The organism is Hyphococcus luteus (genome assembly GCF_002943565.1).
Lineage (GTDB): Bacteria > Pseudomonadota > Alphaproteobacteria > Caulobacterales > Parvularculaceae > Hyphococcus > Hyphococcus luteus.
Map to the genome: position 1 here is coordinate 125,212 of NZ_PJCH01000003.1, position 17,370 is coordinate 142,581.

The 17,370-nt window shown below is 62.5% G+C and carries 21 protein-coding genes; 6 read left to right on the forward strand and 15 right to left on the reverse strand.

Annotated features, from left to right (window positions below):
* Position 1 precedes the first annotated feature (1 nt).
* From CW354_RS03210 to CW354_RS03260, 11 genes are all read right to left on the reverse strand, one after another.
* The gene (locus tag CW354_RS03210; RefSeq protein WP_104828611.1) at positions 2-403 is read right to left on the reverse strand and encodes an SUF system Fe-S cluster assembly protein; all 402 of its coding nucleotides are present in this window, start codon (positions 401-403) and stop codon (positions 2-4) included.
* A gap of 9 nt (positions 404-412) precedes the next feature.
* Positions 413-1,654, reverse strand: a complete 1,242-nt coding sequence (locus CW354_RS03215; RefSeq protein WP_104828612.1) for a cysteine desulfurase — start codon at positions 1,652-1,654, stop codon at positions 413-415.
* Positions 1,651-2,868, reverse strand: a complete 1,218-nt coding sequence (sufD, locus tag CW354_RS03220; RefSeq protein WP_165793495.1) for a Fe-S cluster assembly protein SufD — start codon at positions 2,866-2,868, stop codon at positions 1,651-1,653. The genes CW354_RS03215 and sufD overlap by 4 nt, the downstream gene beginning before the upstream one ends.
* A 13-nt stretch (positions 2,869-2,881) precedes the next feature.
* Complete coding sequence (sufC, locus tag CW354_RS03225) at positions 2,882-3,643, reverse strand: Fe-S cluster assembly ATPase SufC (protein ID WP_104828614.1); 762 nt, start codon at positions 3,641-3,643, stop codon at positions 2,882-2,884.
* Positions 3,643-4,077 (reverse strand): RidA family protein, encoded by a 435-nt coding sequence (locus tag CW354_RS03230; protein ID WP_165793496.1) that lies wholly within the window; start codon positions 4,075-4,077, stop codon positions 3,643-3,645. The genes sufC and CW354_RS03230 overlap by 1 nt, the downstream gene beginning before the upstream one ends.
* A 24-nt stretch (positions 4,078-4,101) precedes the next feature.
* Positions 4,102-4,341 (reverse strand): hypothetical protein, encoded by a 240-nt coding sequence (locus CW354_RS03235; protein ID WP_104828616.1) that lies wholly within the window; start codon positions 4,339-4,341, stop codon positions 4,102-4,104.
* Between the two features lie 21 nt (positions 4,342-4,362).
* Positions 4,363-4,899 carry a cupin domain-containing protein gene (locus CW354_RS03240; protein WP_104828617.1) on the reverse strand — a complete coding sequence of 179 codons (537 nt, stop codon included), beginning with the start codon at positions 4,897-4,899 and terminating at the stop codon, positions 4,363-4,365.
* A gap of 29 nt (positions 4,900-4,928) precedes the next feature.
* On the reverse strand, positions 4,929-5,426 hold the full coding sequence (locus CW354_RS03245) for a cupin domain-containing protein (protein WP_104828618.1): 498 nt from the start codon (positions 5,424-5,426) through the stop codon (positions 4,929-4,931).
* Positions 5,426-6,973, reverse strand: coding sequence for a Fe-S cluster assembly protein SufB (sufB, locus tag CW354_RS03250; protein ID WP_104828619.1), 1,548 nt, complete (start codon positions 6,971-6,973; stop codon positions 5,426-5,428). The genes CW354_RS03245 and sufB overlap by 1 nt, the downstream gene beginning before the upstream one ends.
* Positions 6,974-8,113 (reverse strand): cysteine desulfurase family protein, encoded by a 1,140-nt coding sequence (locus tag CW354_RS03255; protein WP_104828620.1) that lies wholly within the window; start codon positions 8,111-8,113, stop codon positions 6,974-6,976.
* A gap of 126 nt (positions 8,114-8,239) precedes the next feature.
* Positions 8,240-8,761, reverse strand: a complete 522-nt coding sequence (locus tag CW354_RS03260; RefSeq protein WP_104828903.1) for an Rrf2 family transcriptional regulator — start codon at positions 8,759-8,761, stop codon at positions 8,240-8,242.
* Between the two features lie 297 nt (positions 8,762-9,058).
* Between CW354_RS03260 and CW354_RS03265 the strand changes: the two genes are divergently transcribed.
* The 3 genes from CW354_RS03265 (at position 9,059) to CW354_RS23280 (ending at position 10,387) form a co-directional block, all read left to right on the forward strand.
* Positions 9,059-9,733: an alpha/beta hydrolase gene (locus CW354_RS03265; protein WP_104828621.1), complete on the forward strand. Its 675-nt coding sequence runs from the start codon at positions 9,059-9,061 to the stop codon at positions 9,731-9,733.
* A 104-nt stretch (positions 9,734-9,837) separates the two neighbouring features.
* Positions 9,838-10,176 carry a hypothetical protein gene (locus CW354_RS03270; protein ID WP_133162151.1) on the forward strand — a complete coding sequence of 113 codons (339 nt, stop codon included), beginning with the start codon at positions 9,838-9,840 and terminating at the stop codon, positions 10,174-10,176.
* A 73-nt stretch (positions 10,177-10,249) separates the two neighbouring features.
* A complete protein-coding gene (locus CW354_RS23280) occupies positions 10,250-10,387 on the forward strand; it encodes a hypothetical protein (protein WP_165793497.1) in 138 nt (45 codons plus the stop codon).
* A 3-nt stretch (positions 10,388-10,390) separates the two neighbouring features.
* Here CW354_RS23280 and CW354_RS03275 read toward each other — a convergent pair whose 3' ends face one another.
* The 4 genes from CW354_RS03275 to CW354_RS23900 form a co-directional block, all read right to left on the reverse strand.
* Complete coding sequence (locus tag CW354_RS03275; RefSeq protein WP_104828623.1) at positions 10,391-11,362, reverse strand: acetyl-CoA carboxylase carboxyltransferase subunit alpha; 972 nt, start codon at positions 11,360-11,362, stop codon at positions 10,391-10,393.
* Between the two features lie 102 nt (positions 11,363-11,464).
* Entirely contained in the window at positions 11,465-12,409 is a 945-nt protein-coding gene (locus CW354_RS03280) for a site-specific tyrosine recombinase XerD (RefSeq protein ID WP_104828624.1), read from the reverse strand.
* Between the two features lie 22 nt (positions 12,410-12,431).
* The gene (locus CW354_RS03285; protein WP_104828625.1) at positions 12,432-14,123 is read right to left on the reverse strand and encodes a hypothetical protein; all 1,692 of its coding nucleotides are present in this window, start codon (positions 14,121-14,123) and stop codon (positions 12,432-12,434) included.
* Positions 14,110-14,235, reverse strand: coding sequence for a hypothetical protein (locus tag CW354_RS23900; protein WP_279303117.1), 126 nt, complete (start codon positions 14,233-14,235; stop codon positions 14,110-14,112). Before CW354_RS23900 ends, CW354_RS03285 begins: the two co-directional genes overlap by 14 nt.
* Before the next feature lie 145 nt (positions 14,236-14,380).
* Between CW354_RS23900 and CW354_RS03295 the strand changes: the two genes are divergently transcribed.
* Genes CW354_RS03295 through CW354_RS03305 form a run of 3 tightly spaced genes read left to right on the forward strand, consistent with a single transcriptional unit; the run spans position 14,381 to position 17,367 of the window.
* Positions 14,381-14,959, forward strand: a complete 579-nt coding sequence (locus CW354_RS03295; protein WP_104828627.1) for a shikimate kinase — start codon at positions 14,381-14,383, stop codon at positions 14,957-14,959.
* 2 nt (positions 14,960-14,961) lie between these two features.
* A complete protein-coding gene (gene aroB / locus CW354_RS03300) occupies positions 14,962-16,065 on the forward strand; it encodes a 3-dehydroquinate synthase (RefSeq protein ID WP_104828628.1) in 1,104 nt (367 codons plus the stop codon).
* An 18-nt stretch (positions 16,066-16,083) separates the two neighbouring features.
* The gene (locus tag CW354_RS03305; RefSeq protein WP_104828629.1) at positions 16,084-17,367 is read left to right on the forward strand and encodes an HlyC/CorC family transporter; all 1,284 of its coding nucleotides are present in this window, start codon (positions 16,084-16,086) and stop codon (positions 17,365-17,367) included.
* The last annotated feature ends 3 nt before the right edge of the window (positions 17,368-17,370 follow it).

Consider the following 17,370-nt stretch of genomic DNA (forward strand, 5'->3'; position numbering starts at 1 on the left):
CTTACAACCATCCTAACTCTAGCTTCGCCTCGTCGGACATTTTCTCCGGCGTCCAGGGCGGCTCGAAGGTCATGTTGACCTTCACGTCCTCGACGCCTTCGACGCCGCGCACCGCGCCCTCGACCCAGCCGGGCATTTCGCCCGCCACCGGACAGCCCGGCGCGGTTAGCGTCATATCGACGGTCAACAGCCGGTCGTCGTCGAGATCCACCTTATAGATGAGGCCGAGCTCGTAAATATCAACCGGGATTTCCGGGTCGTAGACGGTCTTCAAGGACTTGATCACGTCGCCCGTGATCCGCTCCAGCTCTTCGGCCGGAATGGACGAGGCGCCCGTGGTCTCGGCCTGCGGCGCGGGCTCGGCGGGCGGGTTGACGTTAATGATGTCGCGTTGGTCTTCCATAATTCACTCTCAGCCAAGCATCTGGTGCGTCTTGTGGAGCCCTGCAACCAGGGCCTCCACGTCTTCATGGGTGTTGTAGGCGGCGAAACTCGCCCGCGCGGTCGCGGAAACGCCGAGGCGCTGCATCAGCGGCTGGGCGCAGTGATGGCCGGCGCGCACGGCGACGCCGGTGCGGTCGAGGATCGCTGAAACATCGTGCGGATGCGCGCCTTCCACAGTGAAAGCGATGATCGGCGCCTTGTCTTCTGCGCGTCCGAAAACGCGCACGAAATTGAGCTTCGCCAGTTCTTCGAGCACATGGGTCTTGAGGCGCGCTTCATGGGCGGCGATGGTTTCGACGCCTTTGTCGCGCATCCAGTTAAGGGACGCGCCGAGCCCGATGGCTTCGAGGATCGGCGGCGTGCCCGCCTCGAAGCGGTGCGGCGGATCGTTATAGGTGACGGTCTCGGTGGTCACCAAGTCGATCATCTCGCCGCCGCCCTTGAACGGCGGCAGGGGCTTGAGCGCGTCCATTTTCCCATAAAGGACGCCGACGCCGGACGGCCCGTAAAGCTTGTGGCCGGTCATCACATAGAAATCGCAGTCGATATCCTGCACGTCGACGGAACCATGGACGCCCGCCTGGCAGCCGTCGAAAAGGATTTTCGCGCCGTGTTCATGGGCGATGCGCGACAGCTCCTTCGCCGGCGTCGTCGCGCCGAGCACATTCGACATATGCGACAGCGCCACGAGTTTTGTTTTGTCCGTGAACAGCGCACGATAGGCTTCCAGATCGATCCCGCCGTCATCGGAAACGTCGAGCCATTTCAGGACCGCGCCCTTGCGCTCGCGCAGCAAATGCCAGGGCACGATATTGGAATGGTGCTCGGCGACGGACAGGATGATCTCGTCGCCCTCTCCTATCTCGGAGACTCCCATGGCGTAGGAAACGAGGTTGAACGCGTCCGTGCCGCCCGAAGTAAAGACGATTTCATCGGCCGAGCGGGCGTTCAGGAACGCCGCGACGGTCTTGCGCGCGTCTTCATAGGCCGCCGTCGTCTCGTTCGAGAGGAGATGCAGGCCGCGATGCACATTCGCATAGGAATGCTCCATGGAATGGGTCATGGCGTCGATCACGGCGCGCGGTTTCTGCGCCGAGGCCGCGCTGTCGAGATAGACCAGCCGCTTGCCATAGACGTCGCGTTCAAGGATAGGAAACTCCTTGCGCAAAGCCTCGACATCCAAAGGCGTTATGGGGGACCCGTCGCTCATTCTTTCTCCAGCCAGTCGGCGATGCGCTCTGCGAAAATCGCGCGTAAAGCTTCGTCTTCGATATTTTCCATTGCTTCGCCCACAAACGCTTCAACAAGAAGCGCGCGCGCCGCAGCCTCGTCGAGCCCGCGCTGGCGCAGATAGAAAAGCGCCTCATCGTCGAGCGCGCCGACCGTGGAGCCATGGGCGCATTCCACATCGTCGGCGTAAATCTCGAGCTCGGGCTTGTGGTTCGCCTCGGCGCCGTCGGAGAGGAGCAGCGCATTGGCGGTCATTTTCGCATCCGTCTTCTGCGCGTCGCGCCAGACATTGAACTTGCCCTGAAAGACGTTGCGCGCACGGTCCCTGGCGACGCCCTTGTGCAACTGCGCCGCGGCGCAGTCCGGCGCGCGGAACTGCGCCTCGCTCGTAAAGTCCGCATGGCGTTCGCCGGAAAGCAGCGAGGCGCTGTTCAGGGACGCCGACGACCCGGGCGCCCAAAAATGCACATGGGTTTCATGGCGGGAAAGCCGCGCGCCCGTGGAGAGACCCGTCTGATAAAACCGCGCCTTTTCATCGAGCTTCGCCGCGCAGATCCCGTGCGTCACATTTTCCGCGCCCGTCTCGTTCAGGACGGCGCGGCGCATTTCGGCGCCGTCGCGCACCACCATATGACCGAGATGGGAATAAAACCCGGCGCCCTCGCCTTCATAAGTTTCGATGATCTGAACCTTCGCATTCGGCGAGATGCGCATCATGGTCTGCGCAAAGGAAAAGCCGGCGCCGCCGCTGATATGGCGGATGAGGATGGGCCGCTCGAAATCGACGCCGTCCAGCACCTCTATCCCGAGCGTCTTGCGCGTCATGGCGACGTTCAGCGTGGCGATGGCATGCTGTTCAAGCTCGTCGATTGTGCCGACCGGATTCATCACGCCGTAGCGCACGCCCTCCGGCGCGTCTTCCTTGGGCAGGTCGATGCGGCCATTGACGATGCGGAATTCCAGCGGCTCGAGCGGCGCGAAAGGCGACGGCGCGATCTCCGGCGTTTCGACCTCGCCGGGCGCCGCCGCGCGCAGAGCCGCGTTCACATCGCTCCATTTCCAGCCTTCGACGCGCCGGTGCGGCAGGCCAAGCCGCGCAAAACGGTCGAACGCCGCGGCCTGGGCCTCGTTGGTTTTCGAGCGCGCCGCGTAAGCCGCCTCGATCGCGGCTTCGAAAGGGGATGGTTTGGCCATTGCCGTCATAGCGTTACGCCGCCTCGATAAACTGATCGTAGCCGGACTTTTCGAGTTCGACCGCGAGCTCCGGCCCGCCGGATTTCACAATGCGCCCGCCGGCGAGCACATGCACCGCATCGGGTTTGATGTAATCGAGAAGCCGCTGATAGTGCGTAATGACAAGAAAACCGCGATCCGGCCCGCGCAATTCGTTCACCACCGCGCCGACCATTTTCAACGCGTCGATGTCGAGCCCGGAATCGGTCTCGTCCATGATGGCGAAATGCGGTTCGAACATCGCCATCTGCAGCATTTCCATGCGCTTCTTCTCGCCGCCGGAAAAACCGACATTGAACTGGCGCTTCAGCTTCGCGTCGTCGAGCCCGACGAGCTTGGCTTTCTCGCGAATGAGGCGGATGAAGTCCGCCGCGGAAACTTCGCCTTCCCCGCGGGCCTTGCGCTGGGCGTTCAGGGCCGTGCGGATGAAATTCATGGTCTGCACGCCGGGGATTTCCATAGGGTGCTGGAAGGAGAGGAAAAGCCCCTTCGCCGCGCGTTCGTCCGGGTCGAGATCCAACACGCTTTGTCCGTCAAGCAGGACGTCGCCGGACGTCGCTTCGTACCCGTCCCGCCCGGCGATTGTGTAGGACAAAGTCGACTTGCCGGAGCCGTTGGGGCCCATAATCGCGTGCACTTCGCCTTTCGGAACCTCGAGCGAGAGGCCTTTCAGAATTTCACTGCCGCCGCCGTCTTTGTTTCCAACGGCGACATGGAGGTCTTCAATCTTCAACATTATTCCGTCTTTCTGATCGCCAGGCATTCGATTTCGAGCGCCGCGCCGAGCGCCAGCCCGTCAACGCCGAAGGTCGAGCGCGCCGGCTTCGGGTCCGGCAAGGCCGCCGCATAAGCCGCGTTCATGTCGCCATATTCCGCCATGTCCTCCAGGAACACCGTGCATTTGACGATGTCCTCAAGGCTCGACCCGACTTCTGCGAGAGTCTTCTCGTAGTTCTTGAAAATCTGCGCCGTCTGCGGGCCGACGCCGCCTTCCGCAAGCTTGCCGTCTTCCGTCAGGCCGATTTCCCCGGAGAGATAGATCGTATCGCCGACCACAACCGCAGACGAAAACGGATAATCGGCCATCGACGGCTTTGTATAAAAATCGCGGTCGGCGGCCGATGCGGCGGAGGCCGCAAACGCAAAGATCAATCCTAAGAAAAGTCTCATCTGCATTATCCCTAATTGACGCCGTCAGGCTTTCGACACATGCGTTTCGATAAAGGCGTGGAGTTTTGCGCGCGCTTTCAAAAAGGCTTCATGGGTGTCCGCTTCGCGCACGAAGCCGTTCTGGTCGAACTTGTCGCGGTCGTAATGGCGCGCCATTTCGGAAAAGGCGCCGCCAATATGGCTGAGCGCGGATTCATACGCCTGGCGCTTCTCCTCGTAATCTTTGTAGAGCTTTTCCCACTCCGCCCATTCTTCCTTGTTCATGCCTTTGCTTTCCTCTTGCTTTTACTGCGCCGCCGATTTCGGCTCGAAAATCAGATAGACGCTCTCCGCATCGCCGACATTCACGACTTCATGCCATGGAACGCCGTCAGACCACCATGTCGCGCCGTCGTCAAAGGTCCGCTCCTGCGTGCCGCTTGCATCGGTGATGCGCATGGTCCCGCCTTTCAGGATATAGCCGAAATGCGGCGGGTGATAATGGCGTTCATGACCGACGCCCGGCGCAAACGTGCAGCGCGCGACGCGCGTTTCGTCATTCTCGAACAAAAGCTCGCAGACTTTTTCGCCTTTCCAGCCGGCGTCGATGGCGTGGGGAAGACCGGCGTTTTCGGATTCTGCGTCCGCCTTCTTCATGACAAGCGCGCCGCCGGAAAACGGAATGGGATTTTCCTCTTCTTGCGCCACCGCCGCGGGAAGCCAGAGACGCACCATCACGATGATCCCGAGCGCAAGCAAGGCAAGGATCAGGATGCGCACAATCCACCCGCCAAGCGAATTGCCCGCCAGATCGAACCTGCTGCCGCCGCGCTTCCAGAACATTACCGCATGCTCCCGTTGAAAAGGGTCATCTAGTCATCCTCTCCGTCGAAATAGCCGACCGCCGAATCGGCGCGGCCCACATAGCGGATGCGCGCTTTCTCGCGGCTTCCATCTTCGCTGGAAAAGGCGGCGAACTTGCCGGAATCCGGATATTCGACCATGTCCATCTTATCCATGGTCGAGATCGCCAGATATTTCAGCATGTCTTTTCCCGTATTGATGATCTGATGCGCGCGTTCCGGCCCGCCGGTCGGCGCCGACAGAAGATCGCCTTTGCGGATCGGATGCGTCTCTGCGCCAAAGCGGTACTCGCCCTCGCCGTCGATGATGTAGAACATTTCCTCGATGGCGTGATGAACGTGAAACGGAAAGGCGCGCTTGCCCGGTTCTACAATCGTGATGTTGACGCCGAGCTTTTCCGCACCCAGCGCCGGCCCCATGCGCCCCAGCCTGGCTTTGAACTTTCCGTTCGGGCTGCCGAAATCCATGAGCTCGGCGTCGTCGATATTCATAACGTGTTTGGTCATCAGCCGACGCTCCCCTCAAGGCTGACGCTCACGAGCTTCTGCGCCTCGACGGCGAATTCCATGGGCAGCTCCTGCAGCACTTCCTTGCAGAAACCGTTGACGAGGAGCGCCACCGCCTCCTCTTCGGAGAGGCCGCGCTGCTGGCAATAAAAGAGCTGATCCTCGGAAAGCCGCGAGGTCGTCGCCTCATGCTCCAGAATTGCACGCGGGTTTTTCGATTCCACATAAGGCACGGTGTGGGCGCCGCAATCGCCGCCGATCAGCAGCGAGTCGCATTGGGTGAAATTGCGCGCGCCCTCGGCCTTGCGGTGAATGCTCACGAGGCCCCGGTAAGTGGAGTTCGACTTGCCCGCCGAGATGCCCTTGGCGATGATCCGCGACTTGGTGTTCTTGCCGAGATGGATCATCTTGGTGCCGGTGTCGGCTTGCTGGTAATTATTGGTGATGGCGATGGAATAGAACTCACCTTGAGAGTTGTCGCCCTTCAGGACGCAAGACGGATATTTCCACGTCACCGCCGAACCCGTTTCAACCTGCGTCCATGACACTTTGGAATTCACGCCGCGGCAGTCGGCGCGCTTGGTCACGAAATTATAGATGCCGCCCTTGCCGTCCTTGTCGCCGGGATACCAGTTCTGCACCGTCGAATATTTGATCTCGGCGTTGTCCTCCGCGACGAGCTCGACCACGGCTGCGTGGAGCTGGTTTTCATCGCGCATGGGCGCGGTGCAGCCTTCGAGATAGGAGACGTATGAACCCGGCGCGGCGACGATAAGCGTGCGCTCGAACTGGCCGGTATTCGCCTCGTTGATGCGGAAATAGGTCGACAGCTCCATGGGGCATCTGACGCCCTCGGGCACGTAAACGAAGGTGCCGTCGGAAAAGACCGCCGAGTTCAATGTCGCGAAGAAATTGTCGGAGGCCGGCACCACCGTGCCGAGATATTTGCGCACCAGATCGGGGTGTTCGCGCACGGCCTCGGAAATCGACATGAAGATGACGCCGGCTTTTTCGAGCTCTTTTTTAAAGGTCGTGGCGACGGAAACCGAATCGAACACCGCGTCGACGGCGACCTTGCTGCCCGAACCGCCAGAGCCATTCGCCTCGCCGTCGGGATGGGTGCGCGCTTCGCCGGGGCTTTGCCCCGCGCCCTCGACGCCGAGCAGGACTTCCGCCTCTTTAAGCGGAATGCCGAGCTTTTCAAAATCCTCGAGGATTTCCTTCGGCACGTCGTCGATGGACTCGTATTTCGCGCCGGAGGTGGGCTCGGAATAATAATAATGATCCTGATAGTCGATGGGCGGATAATGCACCATCGCCCATTCCGGCTCCTTCATGGTGAGCCAGCGCCGGAACGCCTCGAGCCGCCATTCCAAGAGCCACTCCGGCTCCTCTTTTTTAGCGGAGATGAAGCGGACCGTGTCTTCATTAAGACCCTTCGGCGCCTTCACCGACTCGATGTCGGTCGTGAAGCCGTATTTATAGGTCTCCAGCGCCTTCGCCGTGTCGACGGTTTCTTTCGAAATGGAGTCTTTGACTTCTGACATTTAAGCAGCTTTCGCTTTGATGCGGTCGTAAGCTTTCGGCCATTCGCGGATGAAGGCGTCGGCGTCGTCTTGCGTGGAGTTCCAGCCGAGCGATGCACGGATGGCGGAGGTCGCCTCGTCTTCACCGGCGCCCATGGCGAGGAGCACATGGCTCGGTTTCGTCTTGCCCGAGGAACAGGCGGACCCGGCTGAAATCGCAATCCCCGACAGGTCCATATTCATGAGCTGCGTCGCGCCCGGAAAGCCCGGCGCGGAGAGGCACAACGTGCCGGGCAGGCGCTCCGACTTCGCGCCCCAGATTTTCGCGCCCGCCTCGACGGCCGCCTTCTGCATCGCATCGCGCATCGCGGCGATGTCCTTGGCGCGGGCCAGGCTGTCCTTGGCGAGTTCGCAGGCTTTGCCGAGCCCGGCGACGCCCGCAACATTATGGGTGCCGGCGCGGCGGTTGCTTTCATGGCCGCCGCCGCGCATTTGCGGCTCGAGCGGAAGGTTCGGCCCGGCGACAAGCGCGCCGACGCCGACCGGCCCGCCGAATTTGTGGCCGGTAAAGCTCATCATGTCGGCGCCCGACATGACGAAATTGACCGGAACCTTGCCGACCGCCTGGGCCGCGTCGCAGAACAAAAGCCCGCCCGCTTCATGCGCAATCGCCGCCGCTTCATAGACGGGCTGGATGACGCCGGTCTCGTTATTGGCGAACATCAGGCAGACCATGAAGCCGCCGTCACGCGCGGCGTCGTAATTTTTGAGGCGCTCTTTCAGCCAGTCGAGATCGACAATGCCCGAGGGGAGCGCCGGAATGGTTTCAATCTCGGCGCCCGTGGTTTCGGCGTTCGAGGGAACCGCCGTGTGTTCCAGCGCGCTCACGAAAAACCGCTTGATATTGTGCGGCTTCACCGCGCCGTGCAGCGCGTAATGGATCGACTCCGTGCCGCCGCTCGTAAAGATGACGCCGTTCATGGGCGCGTTCACAAGGGCGCGCACCTGCTCGCGCGCATCTTCGAGAATCTTGTGGGCGCGCCGGCCTTCTTCATGCACCGACAACGCATTGCCGTCATGGCGCATCGTCTCTGCGACGATGTCGATCACTTCGGGCCGGATCGGCGCGGTCGCATTATGGTCGAGATAATGACGGGTCATTTTCTCACCTCTGCCTTCATCCTGAGGAGCATTTTTCCTTCGTCCTTCGAGACGGACCTGCGGCCCTCCTCAGGATGAAGGAAAAATGTCTCTCGAAGGACGAAGGCGTTGTTTGAAGTCAGCATATTATTCCGCCGCTCCTGCAAACCGGGTCTCATGCGCAAGCTCTTTCACGTCCCCGTTTTCAGCTTGCGCACTCTCACGCAAAGGCGCGTTCACCGCCGCCATGCCGAGGACGCGCCGCTCGATAATGTCTTCGAGCGTCACGGCGTTGAGGAACACTTCGATCTGGCGGCCGAGCTCGTCCCAGAGATCGTGGGTGAGGCAGCGCGCGCTCGTGCCCTTGCAGCCGACGGTGGAGCCGGCGGCGCAGGCGGTGGTGCGGATTTCCTCATCCACCGCCGCAACAATGTCGGCGACGCGAATGTCGGCGGCGGGCGCCGTCAGCGCATAGCCGCCGGAAACGCCGCGCACGCTTTCCACCAGTCCCGCCCGGCGGAGCTTGGCGAAAAGCTGCTCCAGATAGGAAAGCGAGATTCCCTGTCTCAGCGCGATGTCCGACAGGGCGACAGGGCCCTGCTCGCCGCCGGTGGCGGCGATATCGGAGAGCGCCGAAACCGCATATCTGCCTTTGGTCGTCAGTTTCACGGGGGCCGCCTTCCTTATCAGCCGTTTCAATCGGGTCAGGCCTTTAAAACCGGGCTCAAAACCTGACTTCGGCTGGCGCCGCAGCAAAAACGTGCTATACGCGCCCGCCGACCTTCCGATGCGCAGCCGAGATAAGAAATCCGACCATTTTAGTCAACATTAACGCCGCAGAAAAACGGCGAAAATCGGGGTTTTCAGGCCGTTTTCAGCGCACCCGGACAGGTCACCAAGTGAAATGCTGGGAATTCGCCTCCCGGCCCCGACAGTAATAAGCCGCAAGGATTGAAAAGGTAGACGATGCCAGAAGTGATTTTCGCCGGTCCGGAAGGGCGCCTCGAAGGCCGTTATCAAAAAGGAAAAGGCGAGAATCCGCCGGTGGCGCTGGTGCTGCACCCGCACCCCCTGTTCGGCGGCACCATGAACAACCGCGCCACTTACGAGCTTTATCAGATGTTCGTGCGCCGCGGGTTTTCGACCATGCGCTTCAATTTCCGCGGAGTCGGCCGCAGCCAGGGCGAATACGACCAGGGCCAGGGCGAGCTCGCCGATGCGGCGACGGCCCTCGACTATATGCAGCAGATGAACCCGAACGCGCCGTTCAGCTGGGTCGCGGGCTTTTCCTTCGGCTCCTGGATCGCCATGCAGCTTTTGATGCGCCGCCCGGAGATCGTCGGCTTCATCGCCGGGTCGACGCCCGCCAATCTCTACGATTTTTCCTTCCTCGCGCCCTGCCCCTCTTCCGGCGTCGTCATCCATGGCGAGCTCGACAAGATCTGCGCGCCGGAAGAAACCCGCAGCATGGTCGAACGCACGCGCACCCAGAAGGGCCGCAAGATCGAGTTCAAAACCGTGCCCGGCGCGGACCATTTCTTCGAGACGCATATGGAGGCCTTCATCTCGACGGCCGAGGACTATCTCGACAACCGCCTCGCTCATGACACGCCGGAAGGCGAATTTCACGGCGACCAGTAAGGTTTCACTGCAACACGTCCCGAATTAGGACAGCAACGGCTTTTCCCGCGGCTTAACTTTTGCGTTGCATTATTGTAATGCGAAAACGCTCTGTGGGGGACGTCATGCTGCAATCGATATTACGGATGCTGCCGCCATTGCGCGGCGCGCTCGCCGTAAAACTGACGGGAGTCAGCGGGTTTACGGGGCACGGCTCCGTTCATTACGCCGCCATGGAACAGGGCGGCGTCCTGACCGTGTCATTGAGCGGCGTTGCGGGACGGCGGGCGGACATTTTCGCAGACGGCGAACGCGCCGCAAGCATCGCCATTACAAATGGCCGCGCAAGCGCAACTTTCTCCTCAACGAAAGGCGATAAATTGCCCGCGCTTGCAGACGGCGCGCATATCGACATTCGCCAGAACGGCGACATCGTCTTGAGCGGCGTTCTGACGCGCGTGTGAACCCGTCTGCCGCAAATTGCGCTGCGTTTTTCACACCCCATGTTATGATCGTAGTCGAAAGGGCGAGCGCGCAGTGGCGATCCATGAACCGGAAGAACAGGGCGACGACTTTCCCGTTCCCGAAACAAAGGAACGCAAGGCGCCGCTTGTCTGGATTCTGCTCGCCTGCGGGCTGATCGCCCTTATCGCGCTGCTGGCGCTGTCTTATTAAAGCTTACGCAAGGCCGGTGCGGCCGATCGCCAGGAACTTGTCCCGGCGCTGCTGTTTCAACTCATCGGGCGAAAGATGTTCAAGCTCGCGGATCGCGGACTCCACCGCGTCGCCGAGCCGCTCCACCGTCAGGCGCACGTCGCGATGCGCGCCGCCCACGGGCTCGGGGATGATGCTGTCGATCACGCCGAGCTCGAGAAGGTCCTGCGCGGAAATGCGCATGGCTTCGGCGGCGTCCTGGGCCTTGTTCTCGCCCTTGCCGGCGGCGTCCTTCCAGAGGATGGAGGCGCAGCCTTCCGGCGAGATCACCGAATAGACGGAATGTTCGAGCATCAACACCTTGTTGGCTGCGGCGAGCGCCACCGCGCCGCCTGACCCGCCCTCGCCGACAATGACCGAGACGAGCGGCGCGTGAAGGCCGAGACATTTCTCCGTGCACGATGCAATCGCTTCGGCCTGGCCGCGCTCTTCGGCGCCGCGCCCCGGATAGGCGCCGGGCGTGTCGACCAGCGTCACCACCGGCATGTCGAACCGTTCGGCCATATCCATAAGCCGCATCGCCTTGCGGTAGCCTTCCGGGCGCGCCATGCCGAAATTGTGTTCGACGCGGCCCGCCGTGTCCGACCCTTTTTCATGGCCGATCAGCATGACCGAACGGCCGCGAAGGCGCGCCGGGCCGCCGAGGATCGCGGAGTCTTCGCCAAAGGCGCGGTCGCCGGCGAGCGGCGTGAAATCGTCTACGAGCTGCGAGACGTAATCGGCGAAATGCGGGCGCGAGGCGTGGCGCGCGACCTGCGCCTTCTGCCAGCGCGAGAGCTTCGAATAAGCGTCGGCGAGCAGGCTGTCGGCCTTGCCCTGCAGCTTTTCGATTTCCTCGGCGACATTGACGCCGGTTTCGCCGTCCATCTGGCGAAGATCGGCGATCCTGCCTTCGAGCTCGGCGATCGGTTTTTCAAAATCGAGATAAGTGCGCATGCGTGACGATCTAATGTTGAGAGGTTAGGGCCGGATTGATGATTGGCTGCAATTCCTAGTATTTCGGCAAGAGTCCGGCAACCCTCGCACGCCACCGCCCCCTCACCGCCCCTTTTTCGCCAGGGGATGTTTGGTCATGACCAGCTCGCGCAGACGGTCCTGGGCCACATGGGTGTAAATCTGGGTCGTCGTGATGTCGGCGTGGCCGAGCATCTGCTGGACGCTGCGCAGATCCGCCCCGCCCTCTAGAAGGTGCGTCGCAAAAGCATGGCGCAGGACATGGGGCGAGACTTTCGCGGGCGGCACGCCCGCCTTAACGGCGAGATCTTTCAACATCTGGGCGAAGCGCGCGGCGGTGACGTGCCCGCTCTTGCCGCGGGACGGAAACAGCCAGGGCGAGGTTTTTCCCTCGCCGAGAAACCCCTCGCGCATTTCGATATAAGCGTCGACCGCATCGAGCGCGCGCCGGGTCAAAGGCGCGAGCCGCTCTTTGTCGCCCTTGCCGCGAACGATCAGAACGCGTTCGCCTTTTCTCAGCGCCGAAAGTTTCAATCCCACCAGCTCCGACACCCTGAGGCCCGCCGCATAAAGCACTTCGAGCATGGCGAGGAGGCGCGCGCCCTTTGGCCCTTGCATTTTCTCCGCCGCCTCGAAAAGCGCCGTCACCTCTTCCGGCGTCAGCACTTTCGGCAGCGGCCGTCTTGTTTTCGGCCGCTCGATCGCGGCGCTCGGATTGTCGGCGCGATAGCCTTCCGTATACAGAAATTGGTAGAACTGGCGCAGTGCGGATGTTTTGAGCGCCGCCGTCGACGCGGCGAGACCTTGCTGTTCAAGCGCGTCAAGCCAGGCGGCGATGTCGTCGGCGCCGGCGGTTTCAAGCGACTCGCCCCGCTTCGCGGCGAAGAGCGAAAACCGGCCTAGATCGCGGCCGTAATTTTTCAGCGTGTTGGCGGCGGCGGCGCGCTCCACCGCCATCATTTCGAGAAACGCTTCGATAAGGCGCGCATTGGTTTCGCGAAGTTGTTCAGCGGCGGCATTCGCCGGCATCACATGGCCTTTCAGTCAGCCGTCAGCTTTTCTGCGGCTTCAGACGCGGGACGAACCCTCTTTCTTCCGGCGTCTGCGCCGTCTCTGCAGCGTCATCCGCAACCGGGGCCATGGTCGCGAAAGACGCCGCCCAGGCCCGTTCAAACGTATTGCGCCGGCGCAGTTCGGGCATGCCCGCCGCCCGCAGCCCCTCGCTCACGATAACCGACTCAACTTCCCCGGAGGCGCTCGAGCCGCCCGCCGACGCCGCAAGCGCGGCCAGGCCAGCCTGGCCGACCTTATCGCCGTCGACCGCATCGAAAGCGGCTTCAAGGATGCGCGCCGTCACCGCCGGATCGCCATGGGCGGGAAGCGTCGCGCTCTGCGGGCCTTCCTCGGACAACAGCGAGACGCCCGCGCTGCGCGCAATCCGCGCCGCCGTTTGCGGATCGAGCAGCGCCAGCAGATTGACCCGGTCGATAAAGGCCATGCCGAGGTCTTCCGGCAGCGCCGCGACGCTTTCATTCTCGCCGATCATCGCCGACAGCCAGCGGCCGGCGCCGACGCTGTCGCCTGTCGCCATCATAGCGAGCGCAAAAGCGCCCGCTTCTTCCGACGTCACCAGAACGCCTTCAAGCGCGTTGATGTCGTCGGCGTAAACCTGAGACAACGCATAAGCGCGGTGAAAACTGTCCGCCCGAGACAGCGCCAGCGCGATGCGCATCGCCTTGTCGCGAACGAATTCCGGCGCGTTCATCGCGGCGATCGATTGATAAAGCAGCGCATCGGTCATGGGATCGTTCGGCCGCGCGGCGGCGACGTCCGTCGCCGCGCCCATATCGGAGACCTCGAACTCTATTTCATTGAAAAGCCGCTTGAGGACGGCCGGCGCGAGGACGCCCATGGCGGCCGCCTGCTCCGCCGCTTCGATGCGCAGCGCCGGGCGGGCGGCGCTGTCGGCGGCAATCGCAGCAAGAACGCCGCCTTGCGCCTGCGACAGATGTCCCGGCGCGATTTCAAGGCCCGCCTCCTTGAACGCCGCATATTGCAGCGCCGTCTCGATGGAGGGGATCGATTTGGGCGGGGTTTTCGAAAGCATCGAGAAGAACAGCGCCTCGTCGGCGCTTGCGAGCGCGCCGCGTTCGCGTAAGAGATTGACCGTCAGATCGAAGGCGTCGAGCTCGCCGGCCCGGGCATAGCAAAAGGCGCGCAGGCGCACCCAGAACAGCGCTTCGCGCCCGCCGTTGAGCGACGCGCCGCGGCGGCAGGCCGCGTCCGCATCACCGCCGAGCAGGCTCAGCGTCGCTTCGGCTTCCGCGACGTAAAGATCATTGCGTCCGACGGTCGCAAGGCTTGCAATGGTGCGCGCTTCATCGATGAAGCCGGCTTTTGCAAGCGCCAGCAGTTTCTTGCCGCCGAGCGAGGCGTCCGCGCCCTGAGGCTTTGCGCCCGGCGACAACAGGGTGCGGCGCATGGCGAGGCCAAGGCTCGGCGAGGCCGGCCGGGACGGCGCATGAGACAAAAGAAAATCGAGCGTCTGGGGATTGCTGCCCGACCAGAGCGCGCCCGGCAACGCGCCTTCGGACGGCTCGAGCGCGCCGATGGAAAAGGCGTCAGTCGGCAGCTGGGCCGTTTCGACGGTTTCGGGGGGCGCCACCTGCGCGCCGGAAAGCGGAATGGAAAGGCTTGCAAGGGCGGCGACCGCGCCGGCGAAAAGGAGTTTATTGCGCCGCATGGTTCGCTTCCACCTCAATCTCGTGCAGATCCGGCTCCATCATCTGCCCGTAAACAAACAGGCCGATCAGGCCCGCCAGAACCAAAAGCACAAGTATCGCTACAAATCGCACGCCGCCGCTCCTCCTCCGCCGCCGCTCTTCAGCGGCGGTGGGCCCCGTTTCGCCCGCCGCGCCAGCGCCCTGTCGCCTCGCAGTTCCCTGATAAAACAAGGTTTCGGCTAGCATCGCGCTCAACGCTCCCCTACATCTAGCCGCCATGGGGCAATCTCGTAAACACCCTGAGCTGGAATGCGCCCGGTCCGTGGTCCTCGTCGGCATGATGGGCGCGGGAAAAACCACCGTGGGCCGCCGCCTTGCGCCGCGGCTGGGCCTGCCTTTTTACGATGCGGATCAAGAGATTGAGAAAGCCTCGGGGATGAGCGTTTCCGACCTGTTCGCCGCCCATGGCGAGAAAAGCTTCCGCGAGGGCGAGGCCCGGGTGATTCGCCGGCTTCTCGAAGGCCCTCCCCATGTGCTGGCCACCGGCGGCGGCGCGGTCACCCATCCCGAGACCCGGGAGCTGATCAAAAAGCGGGCGGTCTCCGTCTGGATCGAGGCCGATCTCGACACCATCGTCGCCCGGGCCACCAAGCGCAATACGCGTCCCCTGCTTCAGGCCGGCGATCCGCGGGAGACTCTGGAACGCCTGATCGAAGAACGCAGGCCTTATTACGAAGCGGCGGACATTCATGTGGAGAGCCAGTCCGGGCCCCATAGTCACACGGTGGATCTGATCATGAACGCCCTCGAAGCCCGGCCCGACCTGCTGACGGCGGTGGAGGAAAACGCCCAATGAGCATGGAAACGGTCCGCGTGCCGCTTGGCGACCGGTCATACGACATCAAAATCGGCGGCGGCCTTCTCGATCAGGCGGGCGCGCTGATCTCGCCGCTCCTGAAACGCCCGCGCGTCGCCGTCGTCACCGACGCGCATGTCATGGCGGCGCAGGGCGAAAGGCTGAGACAAGGACTTCAGGCCGGCTGCGTCGAGGCGGACTTCATCACGCTGAAGCCCGGCGAAGCCACGAAGTCGTTCTCCGAGCTTGAAGCGCTGACCGGCCGCCTGCTCGATCTCGGGATCGAACGCGACGACATGGTGCTGGCCTTCGGCGGCGGCGTCATCGGCGATCTCACAGGCTTCGCCTGCGCGATTCTCCGGCGCGGCTGCCGGTTCGCGCAAATCCCGACCACCCTCCTCGCCCAGGTCGACAGCGCCGTCGGCGGCAAGACGGCGATCAATGTCCCGCAAGGCAAGAACCTGATAGGCGCTTTTTACCAGCCCGCGCTTGTTCTCGCCGATATCGACGCCCTCGCAACATTGCCGGCGCGCGAACTCAGCGCGGGCTACGCCGAAGTCGTGAAATACGGCCTTATCGCGGACGCGGCCTTCTTTGAGTGGTGCGAGAAACACGGGAGCGCCCTCCTCGATGGAGACGCCGGCGCCCGCACGCAGGCGGTGAAAGTCTCCTGCGAAGCCAAGGCGGCGATTGTCGGCGCCGACGAGCAGGAAAAAGGAAAGCGGGCGCTTCTCAATCTCGGCCATACGTTCGGCCACGCCTTCGAGGCGTATTTCGGCTATTCGGACAAGCTCCTCCATGGCGAAGGGGTGGCGCTCGGCATGGCGCTCGCTTTCGACTATTCGGCCCGCCTGGGGCTTTGTTCGGGGCAGGACGCCGGACGCGTGAAGGCCCATCTCGCCGCGACCGGCCTTCCCGCCGACATCGCCGACTTGAAGGCCGGCATTCCCGCCGACGCGCTCGCGCGCTATATGATGCAGGATAAAAAAGTTGAGCAGGGCAAGCTGACCCTGATACTCGCCAGAGCCATCGGCGACGCCTTCATTGCAAAAGACGCCAAAGTCGAGGACGTCGCCGCCTTCCTGAAGGAGAAGACCGGCCGCTAGGCCGGCGGAACCAGCCCCATGCCCGACACCTTCGATCCGTCTTTATTCCTGCCGATCGGGATCATCGTCTTTCTGCTTGTCATGTCCGCCTTCTTTTCAGGCTCGGAAACGGCGCTCACCGCCACGTCGAAAGCGCGCATGCACCGGCTCGAAGGAGACGGCAATCTGAGCGCGCGCCGCGTCAATCTCCTGATCAAGGACCGCGAAAGGCTGATCGGCGCCATTCTTCTCGGCAACAATCTCGTCAACATTCTCGCGACGTCCATCGCCACCAGCGTGTTCATCGCCCTGTTCGGCGAAGGCGGCCTCGCCAACGCGGTCGCGACGGCCACCATGACGATCCTCGTTCTCGTCTTTGCGGAAGTCGCGCCCAAGACCGCGGCGATCTCGCGGCCTGACGGGTTCGCCATGGTCATCGCGCCGGTCATGCGCTGGGTGGTGTTCGTCTTCGCGCCAATCACCCGCGTCGTGCAGGTTGTCGTGCGCGCCATGCTGCATCTTTTCGGCCTCGATGTTTCAAAAGACAGCGCCGTCTTTTCCGCCGAGGAGGAAATCCGCGGCGCCATCGACCTGCACCACTCGGAAGGCCGCGTCGACAAAGAGGCGCGCGACCTGATCCGCGGGGCGCTCGATCTCAACGAGATCCGCACCGAAGAAATCATGATCCACAGGAAGTCGATCGAGATGCTCGATATCGACATGGCGAACGACGCGATCATCCGCCAGGCGCTGAAAAGCGCCCATACCCGCCTGCCGCTTTACCGGGAGAATCCCGACAACATCATCGGCATCCTGCACGCCAAGGATCTCTTACGCGCGCTCTGGGACGCGGAAGGCGACGCCGACGCGATTAACTTCGAGGCGCTCGCCCGCGAGCCCTATTTCGCGCCGGAAACGACGACGCTGCAGGAGCAGCTCGACGCGTTCAAATTAAAGCAGGAGCATTTCGCCCTGATTGTCGACGAATATGGCGCGCTGATGGGCCTCGTCACCCTCGAAGACATTCTCGAAGAGATCGTCGGCGAGATCGAGGACGAATATGACAGCCCGGTCCAGGGCGTGAGGCCGCAAGGCGACGGCTCCGTCAATGTGGACGGCGACGTCACCATCCGCGATCTCAACCGCGCCAAGGACTGGAACCTGCCCGATGAAGAAGCTGTGACCGTTGCGGGGCTTGTCATTCACGAAGCGCAATGCATTCCTGAGGTCGGCCAGACATTTTCCTTCCACGGCTTCCGGTTCAAAATCCTGCGCCGGCGCCGCAACCAGATCACGGCGCTGAAAATCACGCCCATCACCTAAGAG